General features: G+C 43.5%; 9 protein-coding genes. All 9 read right to left on the minus strand.

What is annotated here, in order from left to right; translation table 11 throughout:
* Window positions 1-106 precede the first annotated feature (106 nt).
* The 9 genes from gltB to pilM all read right to left on the minus strand — a co-directional run bounded on the left by gltB (window position 107) and on the right by pilM (window position 13,937).
* The gene (gltB, locus tag CXF62_RS05225) at window positions 107-4,570 is read right to left on the minus strand and encodes a glutamate synthase large subunit (protein ID WP_102093185.1); all 4,464 of its coding nucleotides are present in this window, start codon (window positions 4,568-4,570) and stop codon (window positions 107-109) included.
* A gap of 864 nt (window positions 4,571-5,434) precedes the next feature.
* Window positions 5,435-6,523, minus strand: coding sequence for a hypothetical protein (locus tag CXF62_RS05230; protein ID WP_102093186.1), 1,089 nt, complete (start codon window positions 6,521-6,523; stop codon window positions 5,435-5,437).
* 129 nt (window positions 6,524-6,652) lie between these two features.
* The gene (gene aroB / locus CXF62_RS05235) at window positions 6,653-7,759 is read right to left on the minus strand and encodes a 3-dehydroquinate synthase (protein WP_102093187.1); all 1,107 of its coding nucleotides are present in this window, start codon (window positions 7,757-7,759) and stop codon (window positions 6,653-6,655) included.
* Between the two features lie 75 nt (window positions 7,760-7,834).
* Window positions 7,835-8,395, minus strand: a complete 561-nt coding sequence (gene aroK, locus CXF62_RS05240) for a shikimate kinase AroK (protein ID WP_102093188.1) — start codon at window positions 8,393-8,395, stop codon at window positions 7,835-7,837.
* A gap of 205 nt (window positions 8,396-8,600) precedes the next feature.
* Window positions 8,601-10,952, minus strand: coding sequence for a type IV pilus secretin PilQ (pilQ, locus tag CXF62_RS05245; protein WP_102093190.1), 2,352 nt, complete (start codon window positions 10,950-10,952; stop codon window positions 8,601-8,603).
* A 27-nt stretch (window positions 10,953-10,979) separates the two neighbouring features.
* The gene (locus CXF62_RS05250) at window positions 10,980-11,513 is read right to left on the minus strand and encodes a pilus assembly protein PilP (protein ID WP_057761705.1); all 534 of its coding nucleotides are present in this window, start codon (window positions 11,511-11,513) and stop codon (window positions 10,980-10,982) included.
* Entirely contained in the window at window positions 11,513-12,232 is a 720-nt protein-coding gene (locus tag CXF62_RS05255) for a type IV pilus inner membrane component PilO (protein ID WP_102093192.1), read from the minus strand. The genes CXF62_RS05250 and CXF62_RS05255 overlap by 1 nt, the downstream gene beginning before the upstream one ends.
* Window positions 12,229-12,882, minus strand: coding sequence for a PilN domain-containing protein (locus tag CXF62_RS05260; RefSeq protein WP_102093193.1), 654 nt, complete (start codon window positions 12,880-12,882; stop codon window positions 12,229-12,231). Before CXF62_RS05260 ends, CXF62_RS05255 begins: the two co-directional genes overlap by 4 nt.
* Window positions 12,882-13,937, minus strand: a complete 1,056-nt coding sequence (gene pilM, locus CXF62_RS05265) for a type IV pilus assembly protein PilM (RefSeq protein WP_102090385.1) — start codon at window positions 13,935-13,937, stop codon at window positions 12,882-12,884. The genes CXF62_RS05260 and pilM overlap by 1 nt, the downstream gene beginning before the upstream one ends.
* Between the last annotated feature and the right edge of the window lie 192 nt (window positions 13,938-14,129).

Consider the following 14,129-nt stretch of genomic DNA (forward strand, 5'->3'; position numbering starts at 1 on the left):
CGGAACGCTGGCTAACCTAATCAAAGCGAATGCCGATCCATCAATACAATCCATCAATACATTCTATCAATGCAATCCATTGATACGATAGGCAGTTACGTATCGGCTATTGTGGGTCGGCCATGGTAGTTTTAAGAAGGCTTGCAATGTTCGCCGCTTTTGGCTTAACCAAATAGAATTTACGAACATAGTGCTCAAAGTCGTTCAGAATTGTCTGACCCCATGCACTGCCTGTTTTATCTACATGAGCTTCAATCACTTGTTGCAAATGAATGCGATGCTCTTCTGTTTGCTCGCTTGAAATACGGTTTAGATCGATTAGCTCATGGTTGCAACGGTCAAAGAAGTCGCCTTCCATATCGAGTACATACGCAAAACCACCCGTCATACCAGCACCGAAGTTAAGTCCAGTACGGCCCAAAATCGTGACGATACCGCCAGTCATATATTCACAGCAATGGTCGCCTGTGCCTTCGATAACTGCGTGTGCGCCAGAGTTACGGACGCCAAAACGCTCACCTGCAGTACCAGCAGCATATAGCTTACCGCCAGTTGCACCATAGAGACAGGTATTACCGATGATGGCCGTTTCTTGTGCTATAAAGTTTGAGTCTTTTGGCGGATAAATAACAATCTCACCGCCTGCCATACCTTTGCCCACATAGTCATTGGCATCACCTTCAAGCTCGATATTTAAACCGCCAGCATTCCACACACCCAAACTTTGTCCTGCAGTACCAGTTAAACGAAGTTTGATTGGCATATCGCTCATGCCAAGGTTGCCCCAGACTTGCGCAATCTCACCAGAAATACGAGCACCGATAGAGCGGTCACAGTTACCAACGAAATAGCTATAATCGCCGCCTGCCCCTTTGCGAATGTTCACAAGCATATCGCTAATCATCTGCTCAGCAAGCAAACCTTTATCAAACGGCTCATTACGCTCAACCTGACAAGTTTGTGCTTTGCCTACGCTGGCTGGGTGACTAAATAGCAATGGCGTTAAATCAAGATGACGCTGCTTATCCGTATTACCTTCTAAGATATCAAGCAAGTCAGTACGACCAACCAGCTCTTCCATACTACGAACACCTAGCGCTGCCAACCATTCACGTGTTTCGGTCGCGACAAACTTAAAGAAGTTAATCAGCATTTCTGCTTCGCCAATGAAATGCTCATCACGCAGCTTGGCTTTTTGAGTAGCAACACCTGTCGGACAGTTGTTTAAATGGCAAATACGTAGGTACTTACAACCAACTGCAATCATCGGTGTGGTACCAAAGCCAAAGCTCTCTGCACCCAAGATAGCAGCTTTTACTACATCCAGTCCTGTTTTTAGACCACCGTCAGTCTGGACACGTACCTTATCACGTAACCCATTCACTCGTAGAGACTGGTGAGTCTCAGCCAAACCTAGCTCCCATGGCGAGCCTGCATGATGGATAGACGATAGCGGAGACGCTGCCGTACCACCGTCATAGCCCGAGATAGTAATCAAATCGGCATAGGCTTTTGCAACGCCTGTCGCGATCGTACCAACACCTGGACGTGAGACCAATTTAACCGATACCAATGCATCTGGATTGACTTGTTTTAAATCAAAAATCAGCTGTGCCAAATCTTCGATAGAATAAATATCGTGATGCGGCGGCGGTGAAATCAAGGTCACACCTGGCACTGAATAACGCAAACGTGCAATCAGCGCGTTGACTTTACCACCAGGTAGCTGTCCACCTTCACCAGGCTTGGCACCTTGGGCTACTTTAATCTGCATGACTTCAGCGGAGCGAAGATAAGCAGGCGTTACCCCAAAACGACCAGAAGCAACTTGCTTAATTTTTGAGTTACGCAATGTGCCATAACGTGCAGGATCTTCACCGCCCTCACCAGAGTTTGAGCGACCACCGATGGTATTCATAGCCATCGCAATCGACTCATGCGCTTCAGGAGATAGCGCGCCTAAAGACATGCCAGCTGAGTCAAAACGCGTCAAGATTTCAGAGATATCTTCCACTTCATTGACATCGATACTGTTGTCAGTTTTCAGTTGCAACAAATCACGTAAAGTAGCAACCGGACGGCTATTAACTAGATCCGCATAATTACGGTAATTATCGTAATCACCAGTACGTACTGCAGTATGCAGGCTGTTAATCACATCAGGATTAAAGGCATGGTACTCTTTGTTGAAGACAAATTTGAGCAAACCACCCTGATCTAGAGGAGCGCGTCGCTTAAACGCATTGGCAGCCAATTGTGCTTGATCAGCAGCAAGGTCTGCAAAGGTAGCGCCTTTAATACGGCTTTGTACGCCTTTAAAGCATAAATTGACGACTTCTTCTGAAAGACCGACTGCTTCAAACAACTGCGCGCCGCGATACGACACAATGGTAGAGATACCCATTTTTGATAAGATTTTTAGCAAACCTTTATCCAAGCCTTTGCGGAAATTAACACGGGCTTGAATCGGATCACCAAGTAGCTCACCAGTAGCAACCAAATCATCAATGACATCATATGCTAGATATGGATATACACAAGTTGCACCAAAGCCGATCAATACCGCTATTTGATGCGAGTCACGAGCAAGACCTGTCTCAATGATTAAATTAGCATCGGTACGGATACCTTGCGCGATTAGATAATGATGCACAGCACCAGTAACCATAATGGCATTGGCGGGTACTTTGTCTGCATCGATATCTTTATCAGACAAGACAATCAACGTATTACCTGAGCGAATGTTATCTGCCACTTGCTCACAAATAGCCACGATAGCATCAGATAGCTCTAAAGTACGGTCATAGTTCAGATCAATACGAGCCATCTTGAATGCTGGATCATCCAAAGTTTCAAGCTGCTGCATCTTGCTGGCTGACAATACTGGCGATGACAAAATAATACGATGAGCGTCTCTTGCAGATGGCGCAAATACGTTAGTCTCAGCGCCTAAACAGGTCTGCAACGACATTACGATTGATTCACGTAATGGATCGATTGGCGGATTGGTCACCTGTGCAAACTGTTGACGGAAGAAATCACCGACATGGCGAATTTGCTGCGACAGTACAGCCATTGGCGTATCGTCACCCATTGAGCCGACTGGTTCTTGACCATTTTCAGCATTAGGGCGAATGATTTCTGTGCGCTCTTCATTGGTGATGTGATACATCTTTTGTAGCGCTTTTAGCTTATCACCGCGGCACGCTTGCGTTGCCAACGTCTCTTCTAGACGTTCATCATCACGAACACGCGTTGCTTCTTCACGCAACCATTTGCGATATGGATGCGCCGTTTTTAGTAAAGTTGCAATAGCTGTCGTATCTAGAATTTGACCAGTCAACGTGTCAATGACCAGCATTTGACCAGGTCCAACGCGACCTTTTGCCAGTACATCTTGTGGCTCATAATCCCAAACACCCACTTCTGACGCAACAGTGATATAGCCGTTCTTGGTGGTTACCCAACGTGACGGGCGCAAACCGTTTCTATCGAGCATACAGACCGCATAGCGTCCATCCTGAATAACTAGACCTGCTGGACCGTCCCACGCTTCCATATGCTGTGAGTAAAACTCATAAAACGCACGCAGATCCATATCCATGCTATCAACGTTCTGCCACGCTGGGGGTACCAAGATAGACATTGCATGGAATAGGTTCATACCGCCAGACATAAGCACTTCGAGCATGTTATCTAAGCTTGATGAATCTGAACCGGTACTATTTACAAGTGGTGTCAACTCATTCAAGTTAGGCAGTTTGTCTGATTTCAGCTTGGGCGTACGGGCTTTAGACCAGTTGCGGTTACCTGTAATGGTATTTAACTCACCATTGTGCGCAAGATAACGGAATGGCTGTGCCAGTGGCCAGCGCGGCAAGGTATTGGTTGAGAAACGCTGATGGAATACTACGATATGTGACGCCAAACGCTCATCTTGCAAATCCAAGAAAAACGCTGGTAAGTCTGAAGGCATTACCAAGCCTTTGTAAATAATAGTCTGACAACTCAATGAACATACATAGAATAGCTCATCATCCGTCAAACGCTGCTCTGCTTTTTTGCGTGCAACAAATAACTTACGGTTGAAATCATCAGCAGCCAAGTCATCTGGCGCATTAACGAACACTTGCTTAAAGTCTGGCAATGTCTCACGACCAATCTCACCAACAATACTCAAGTCGAGTGGTACATCACGCCAGCCAGCCACTTCTAATCCTTGGGCGGTAATCTCATCGCTCAATACTTGTTGGCTATGCTTGGCTTTATCGCTATCTAAATTAACGAACACCATACCGACAGCAAAGTTGTCCGTAATGGCAAATTGCTGCTCGTCAGCAATCTGTTTAAAGAAATCGGTAGGCGTCGCTAATAGCAAGCCACAACCATCACCAGTTCTACCGTCAGCAGCAACACCGCCGCGATGTGTCATACAACTTAAACTATGAATGGCAGTTTTTACCAAATCATGGCTCGCTTCACCCTCAATATGGGCAATTAGGCCAAAACCGCAATTATCAGAAAAATCATCTGGCGTGGCCAGGTGTGTTTGTGAGGAAATCATTGACATAGCTTGTCCTTTTAAGTAGACGGGCAACTTACATTTCCAATGCGGAGTATAAGTTGGTACCCGTAAGCAGAACGGGCTGATAGTGGATATTCGTGTGTTCGAATTGGCAAATAGCGCAATGCTCGATAGACATCATACTCTAAGAGAAAGTAAAACCCTTGACCCTCCTGGTCATTAGCTGATGTCTTGACATGTGGTCCGTGTATCAAAAGATAGTAAGTAGCAGCCCTTGGCAACGGGAGAATCTACGCCCTTAAATGCCAGTTACTCAATCAGTGATATCTAATGCCATTCATTTAAGCATCATTTGTTATGTTGTCATGTCTAGCATTTAAAGCTAAGCATACAATAACTTAATAACAGTGCACTTGTTTATCTTGAATATCTGACGCTCTGTATTCAAGCACTTTGTTTACCCTAAAAAGAGTGACAATAAGAGAGGTTGCGTCACTTACGATAACCTAATTATGGATAGTAAGTAACCGCGCTTGAGACAATAATATTTAGTAAAGAACTCTAAAAACTAAGAAAAAACCACTAAATAGTTGTTAAATAGACATTTTTTACGATAACTATACAGAACGTCGCCCACAGTTATATTAGTTAATGATTGTCGAAAAATCTAGTCTTTTCTATCGATTCATTAGCCATAAATTGTAAGAGGACTTATTACTATTGGTTATAAGACAAATAAAACTGCTATTAAAATTTTAATGTAAACCATATAAACGACATTTAGCAAAAGGCCTTGATAATACTTAACAGTAGTAGCTTGCCGCTTATTGTGACGATAAAACTATTTTGTATAGTGCTAAAAAAACCCACTAACCAAATCGCTAGTGGGTTAAATTAATCAGACAAAAACTAATTACTCTTATCTTCTATTAGCGCTTTTATACTGTCGCTATTATTTTTGGGAGGATTTGCGTTAGCACTTTTGCCATTAGCATTTGAATTATTATTTGTGCTACTAGGGGGCTTAGGCGTTGGCACGACTGGGGGCTTCTTACTGGTACTGCTCTCCGCCGGTGCCGCAGGCTTTTTGTTTTCTGGCGCAGGCTTACTTGCGTTATTTTCGTCTTTTGACGATGCTTCAGATATTGTCTGCGTCTCACCACCAACCGTACGCTCTTCGCTAACAGATAATGTGGCAGAGGTATCTACCGACTGACGAATACTCTCTTGAGCGGTGCTACTATTAGCGCTTTCTTGGTTACCTCGATTACTGTTAGCATTAGCTGCTTGAGCAGCGGCGTCATCAGCTTCTTCTTGCAAACGAGCAGGCACTTCACGCTTGGTAGGTTTTAAATCGACGGCACGTGTACGTTTTGTACTTAGATCTTTTACTGGATCAGGACGCTCATAGTTATCAATGATACTGACATATCGATTAATCTCTTCTGGCAGTACACGTACGTTTGTAGGTAACTTAAAGTCTATTAACTTTGCGGCTCCTACTGCTTCTTGCGGGCTACTCATAATCCCATAAGTCAGCATATAACGGACTTGCTTTTCATCATCCAGATAACGGAAGTAAGCAAATTTATCGCGATCTTGACGGCCTTCTAAGTAGCTAACAATCACATCGTTTTCAGCGACATTCATTACTTGAACAGTCCACTTGCCTTTATTAGCCAGCAGATAACGCTTGTCTTTAAACTCATCAGGATAATCGCGCAAATCCCGAATCGTTGCATCAAAGTTAATCGGTTGTACATCCGTATCTAGCTCATGCAGCGATTCGACTTTTAGTGGTTGTTCAAACTCTTCATTCAAAATCTCTGGCGCTGATATCGGTGCATTTTCAATTTTGGCACCCATGGCTGGCGTTTGACTAAACATCCATACTAACGCTGTGACCACCCCTAAAAGTAGGGTCACTATTAGCCAAATCAGTGCTTGACGACTGTATGATTGGCTAGCAGTACGCGTTTTTGTTTTTGATGTTGCCATGAGGCGGTCCTTGGTAAACACATGTTTTACAGCATAATATAAATGCTTATTCAAACAGAGGTACAGCTAACCAGTTGGCTATAAGTACGAGATTTTAGTATAAATATATAAACGATAATTCTTGAGACGTTACGCGCTATGTTTTGACAAAACTTCATGCAATAGCTCGCTGTCAAACTCATTAGTCATTACCGCATCGCCAATTGATTTTAACAAAATTAGGCGGATTTGTCCGTGTTTCACTTTTTTATCGTGTCCCATTAAATCTAAAGCAGTGTCTACATCGATAGCTGGTGGCGTAATAGGTAAGCTTGCCAATTCTAAAACACGCTTAATACGTACAACTTCATCATCAGTTAGCCAACCAATTTTTTGCGATAGCTCAGCTGCTTGTACCATACCAGCCGCCACTGCTTCGCCATGTAACCAATTGCCATAGCCTTCATGTGTTTCAATCACATGACCAAAAGTATGTCCAAAGTTCAATAGCGCGCGCACACCGGACTCTCTTTCGTCTTGTGCTACTACATCAGCCTTGTACTGACAGCAGCGCTTTACAGCTTCACCAAGTACTGCTAAATCAAGCGACATCATTGCAGGCAAGTTTGCTTCAAGCCACGTTAAAAATGCCTCATCCATGATAAGGGCATATTTGATAATCTCGGCCACTCCAGCCGATAGCTCACGTGCAGGCAGTGTCTTAAGCGTACTCATATCGGCAAGCACCATTTGCGGCTGCCAAAAAGCACCAATCATATTTTTACCTTGCGGATGATTGATACCTGTTTTACCACCAACACTAGAATCTACTTGTGACAATAGCGTCGTTGGAATTTGAATAAAATTGACACCACGCATAAAGCTAGCAGCAGCAAAACCAGTCATATCTCCAATTACACCACCGCCAAGGGCAACAAGTGTCACATCGCGATTGAAATGTTCTGTCATTAGCGCATCATAAATCTGATCAATACTTGCCTGATTTTTGTATTGTTCACCATCTGGCAGTACGCACACCTTTACCGTAAACTGCTCTGCTAACTCATCTTCTAATGCTTTTAAGTATAAAGGTGCCACAGTGTCATTAGTGACAATCAAAACCTGACGGCCACTGATATAAGGCGTGATTTGCTTCGCCATACTGCTATGTTCAGTCTTAGATTGTTCAGTAATGACAATAGGATAATCATGACTTTGCGTCTGAACTATTAGGCCATCATGAAACGGCATTACCATGTGATACTCCTAAAGCATTTTCGATGAGGTAAAAGTAATTGAGTCTGCATATCAATCGTAGTTGCCAGTCTATTACTAATCTTCTTGGTGCGCTGATGCGTCGGTAGTGCAGTCGACGAATGATTCTAGCTGTTGCATCAATTGATTGACCATATGGCGTGGATACGTGTGACCAGTAGGCATAATAATATGGGCGACTTGGCGATAGAGTGGATCGCGAGCACTGTACAAATCTTGCAATATTTTTCTAGGATTAGGCTGCTGCAATAACGGTCGAGACTTGTCTTTAGAGGTGCGTGCCAGCTGTACCTCGACAGGTGCATTAAGATAGACGACGATGCCACGCTGTTTTAGGAACTCTCGGTTTTCAGCACACATGACTGCACCGCCACCGGTCGCTAATACGATTTGAGAGTTTTGGGTCAATTCATCAATGGCACGCGTTTCACGCTCACGGAAACCTGCCTCACCTTCTTTGGCAAATATCCAAGCAATGTCAGCACCTGTCTGCGATTCAATATACCAATCACTGTCTACAAAAGTGCGACCCAACTGCTTGGCAAGCAGTTTTCCAATTGTCGTCTTCCCTGCTCCCATCGGACCCACTAAAAACACCGACGGTAATTCCTGCCCCATAATACTTACTCAGCTAAATTAGGTATGATACAACGTCATTGTTATTCTGGCTAGTAATGAGCCGTGATTATTGTGAGTAAAATTTAGAGCACACTATTCATCAGTACATACATAAATACTGCAGCTCGAAAACCACGAATTTCGCGCATAAAAAAAGCAAGCACTATGGCTTACTTTTTTTAGCAATTATCTAACCACTTTAGGACTAGTTCAGACGACTCGTACCATCATTAATAAGCTTTGGAGTTACGAAAATAAGTAGCTCTTCTTTGTCGTTGCTTCGTACATCTTTACGGAAGGCACGACCGATATAAGGTAAATCACCTAAGAAAGGGACCTTAGTTACGCCATTACTAGTGCGATTTTTAAAAACACCGCCCAGTACGACTGTCTGACCATCTTCAATAATAACATTGGTTGATATAGAGTCTTCAGAGATAGCAACCTGATTATTGATGATTGTCGGCGTGCCGTTAGTAATGACCAATTGCAGACCAATTTTACCATCAGGTGTAATATTCGGTGTGGCTTCTAAGCTAAGTGCTGCTTCTTTAAAGCTGGTCGTTGTGGCACCACTGGCTGATGCTTCTTGATACGGAATCTGCGTACCGGACGAGACTTTTGCTGTTTGCTTATCTGCTGTCAAAATCTTTGGTGTAGAAATAACTTCACCACGGTTATCCGCCTGCAGTGCTGATAATTCAAGATCAAGCATTACGTCAGACATACTGAGCAAACCAAAGGCAATACTACCAGCTGGGTTAGAAACGCCTAAATCAACGTTTAGGTTATCAGGACTAGTAATGTCATAAGAAGGATAAGAAACGGTTTGACCATTTACGGTCGTCGTCTCTATATCAAAGTCCTTAAGATCAGCTAGTGTTTGGTTGCTACCACCGACCAATAAGCTACGGTTATTAGCTGCACCATTTGACAAGATACCCCAACGAACACCAATCTCTTTACTGAAGCTATCAGTTGCACTGACGATACGTGCTTCAATCATGACTTGGCGAACAGGAATATCAATTTTGCTGATTAGTTTATGAATGTTTTCGATACTGTCAGCAACGTCTTTAATAATCAAAGTATTGGTACGTTCATCAACCGTTACCGTACCACGATTGGATAACAACGTATTATTATCCTCACGATTTGCGAGGCCACTACTATTACCAGTCGCGCCGCTACCTTGCGAAATAAGCGTTAAGACATCTTGTGCTTTTGCATAACTTAAACGAATGTACTCAGTACGCAGAGGTGCATAAGATTGAACAGCTTGCTGTGCTTCTAGTTCACGTGCTTCCTGCTCAGCCAACTCAGTAGAAGGCGCAACCAAAATCACATTACCATTTTCACGCTTGCCTAAGTTTTTGCTTTTCAAAATAATATCGAGGGCTTGGTCCCAAGGAACATTGATTAAACGCAGGGTGATGTTGCCAGCAACAGAGTCACTTGCCACGATATTCATCTCAGTAAACTGCGCCAAAATATCTAAGACACTACGAACCTCAACATCTTGGAATTCCATAGATAGCGGTTCGCCACTATAGACTCTTTCTTCCAGCGTCGGCTCACGTAACAACTCAGGCTTTTTAATACCAATATTTAACTGATTACCTGATTGGTAGGCTTGATACTCATAATCGTCATTCATGTTAATGGTGACGACGCCATTCTGACCTTGGTTTTTGGTATCAATACTACCAACAAGACCACTGTTAATATTCAATCGGCGTAGTAAGTTTCTCGGAACCGTACTACCAGTCAAACGTACGACAAGTTTATTACCTTGACGCTGCACATCTACTGGAATAGCTTCGTTGGCAAGTACCATACTGACGTTACCGCCACCATCGTTACCTGCTGAAAAATTGACTGCGCTTAGCCCATCATAGCTATACTGCTTGCTTACTTGCGAAGCAGCCAATTGAGGATTCAAAAGCGGATTGACTCTGACCACCATCGTATCAGCTGGCACTTCGTTCTTCACGACAACCTTGCTCGTAGTACGTACAGGTGCCACTGGTACGGTAGAGCTCTCAACAATAGGCGTAACGACAGCGGTCGTTGTCATACTATTATTGTTATTGAGAACATCTTGAATCGGGTCGCTGGTAATGACAGGACGATTAGGATCAGTGATGGTCAGCAATAAATCATTGCCTTCAATCGCTGTCGTATAATTTCCTGACTCTTTCAAACCAACAATGAGGCGCGTGGTACTGTCACTACTTAGCGTAGTAACGTCATTAATCGCACCGATGTTATATTCATTAAAGCGGCTAGCAAGCCCATTCTGTACTTGTTCGAAATCTAGGACTAAGCGACTAGGATCATCAAGCTGATAGGCTGCAGGCAATACTGGCAATCCTGTAAAACCCAAACGCATTTGCGTCACTGCAGGTGCGGTCTGTACTACAGAGACATTATCGATGCGCTGTGCAGCATGAGCACTATTGGTCACAGCCACCATACTGACTGCCAGTGCTGAAATGGCAAAAGCAGAAGACATGCGGTTGCTCATCATCATTACCTTGTTATTGCGTACTGTCATTATTTATTCCTCAAAAAATCTGCCGACTTAGCTTATAGGGGATACCAGCGACTGGGGTTTTTCTACAAACCCTGCGCGGCTATCTGGCACAATTTCAATCAAGTTAACCTGGGTCGGCGTGATTTCAACAATACGGCCGTCATTCAATCCAAGATAATCGCCTACTTTAACACTCGCAACCGAACCATCAGGACGTTGTATCAATGCATATCGCTGACCTTCGGGCGAAATCACCACACCTCGGAAGACCAATTGCGACAGTTCATACTGCTCAAGCGGTTCTTTGATTCTGTTGATATCTGGTCGTACACCATCTATAGGAGTGGTCGGGCCTTGTACATTGACTAAACTCGGTGGTAAAAATGGACTACGCTGCGAGCTAGCGCTATATACAAAATCCTCTACCAGCTCGGCTTTAGGCGGCGGCTCAATAGGCTGCGCAGGCTGGTTGCGGATATCGGTCATTGCCTGCTCTGCCATACCTATGCGGTCACTACACCCTGTCATAGATAAAACAGCGACACTTAAAACCAATAGCATGGGCATTCTTTGGATATTCATTAGTTGCCTCCTGCATTTGTATCAGTAGCGGCGGCGGTATCACCTTCAGGAGCCGCTTCTTTAGAGCGATAAGTCTTAGTTTGCAAGACTAAGTTAAGCTCTGGCAAAACATCCAATGTAGGCTGTGGATTGCTGACTTCAAAATCATGCATCGTAATAATTCGAGGAAGTGCAGCAAGACCACTGATAAAGCTACCAAACTGATGGTACTCACCCAAAGCCGCGATACGTATTGGCTGCTCAATAAAGAATTCATTTTCAATTTCAGGCTCTACTGAAATATCCTGAAAACGGATATTACTACCAACGCCTGTCATGTTTATGCCTTCTACCAATTCTGACACACGCGTATCTTTCGGCAACTGATCCAACAAAGTATTAAATTCAGTTTCCATTTGGACAACTTGCGCCTGATACGCTTTTAAATGACGTGCGCGCGACTCTTTTTCGCGGTAACTATCGAGTAAAGTCTGCTGCTGGCTTTCAGCCGCATTAATCTCGTCAATTTTGCTACTGATGGGTAATGCCCATGACAATGCTGCGATGAAGGTAATGATAAGTCCAATCACTGTCACTTTTACAGGTAGTGGCCAACTGCCATAATTTTCTGAATCTAGCGACTCAAAACTACGGCGAAACTCATTTAGATCAAATTGCTTTTTTGGCTTTAAAGCAGATTTTTTGGTTTTAGAGAGGCTCTTTTTGCGGATAAGCTTCATAATGCACCTCCTAGACCAGTATCGGTAACAGCAGCAGTCGGAGTTTCAGATTGTACTCTAGTCGTTACTACAAACTGTACGTAACTATCTTCAGGATAAACAGGGCGCGCTTGCTCACCAGTATTAACCGTATTGTTGAGGGCTGGAGCAGCCTCATAAGCGCTAATATTCTGTTGAATATTACTTACTGCTGAGTTGCCCATCCATTTACTGTTATCAAGATTACGAATCAGGCTAGACACAATATTTGGATTATCCGCTAAGCCTGTCAAAGTTAGCGTATCGCCTTCACGTTTAAGGTTATTTAGATAAAGTGCTGGTGGAATAGCTTTAGCGAGATCGTCCCATAAACGTACAGGCACAGGACGTCGTCCCTGCAAGTCTTGAATGACTTGCATGCGTGAAATAATGTCTTCACGGCGCTGTTCTAAACTGTCAATTTCGGTCAATGCAGTGTCTAAGCGAGTGTTTTCTTGTTCGATCAATGCGTTGGCATCAAGCTGCTCATCAAGTTCATTATTGAAATAACTCCATGAAGCGAAGGCTGCTAATAGTGTCAGTAATGTCACCGCCACTATCAATGTCATAAACTCTTTGTTACGACGTTCACGCTCTTCTTGTCGCCAAGGTAAAAGGTTAATACGAGCCATTAGTCAAAGCTCCTTAACGCAAGACCGCATGCAGCCATTAAGCTTGGCGCATCGACCGCCAGTTGCTCATTATCAATATTTGGTGCAATAGTCATATTGGTAAAAGGGTTGGCAACACTGACAGTTACACCCAGCTTTTGTTGTGCCATACCAGCGAGACCTGCAATAGAACTGCTGCCCCCTGCAAGCACCACATGATCGATACTGCTATATTGACTTGATGAGAAATAAAACTGTAAAGAGCGAGTGATCTGTTGAATGGTATTTTCTATAAAAGGGGTCAGTACTTCAGGATAATAATCATCAGGTAAGGTACGTTCGCGTTTACTCAATGTCGCTTCTTCTGCTGATAGGCCATAGCGATTTTGTATTGCCTCGGTCAGCTGAGCACCGCCAAACAACTGCTCACGACTATAAATAAACTCGCCATTCTTAGCGATATATAATGTGGTCTGATTATGGCCAATATCTACCAACGCTACTAGTTCTGGTACATTCGGTAGGCTATCTACCATCAATCCAAACGCGCGCTCGATTGCATGAGACTCGATATCCATAATTTTCGTTTGCAAGCCACCAAAGGCCAAAGCATCGACACGTTGGTCGACGTTCTCTGAGCGAGAGGCAGCAAGCAACACCTGAACCATATCTTCACTAACCAAAGACGGTCCTAATACTTCAAAATCTAGATTGACGTCTTCTAATGGATAAGGCACATACTGGTCAGCATCCAAACGTATTTGCGCCTCACGCTCAACATCGCTGAGTGTCATATCCATATCAATGATTTTAGTAATCACCGCAGAGCCAGAAACAGCGGTCGCAGCATTGCTACCCGCGACTTGGCAGCGTCGTGCCAAGACCGTTATAATATTACCAGCAGCTTCTGTATCTACTAGAATCTTATCAACCACGATACCTTCCGGTAGTCTTTCAATACCATAAGATTTTAGGTGGAACATGCCTTGCTGACGCTGTATGTCAACCAACTTTACTGAAGTGGCACAAATATCCACGCCAATCAAATGTCGACTTTTGGAAGTAAATAGCCTCACTAGCTCTATACCTTATATTAAGTGTACAATCTGGTAGTTATTTGTAATATATTCAATACAATACTTTACTTAATTGATAGATTCAAGCATTTAAAAATATATTAAGGCCAACTTACACATTTATTATGACCTGCCTATTTTGTTCAATGTATAATAATATTGTCTGCTACAAATTCTAACTAATAAGTCTTA

Source organism: Psychrobacter sp. MES7-P7E, assembly GCF_002863645.1.
GTDB lineage: Bacteria > Pseudomonadota > Gammaproteobacteria > Pseudomonadales > Moraxellaceae > Psychrobacter.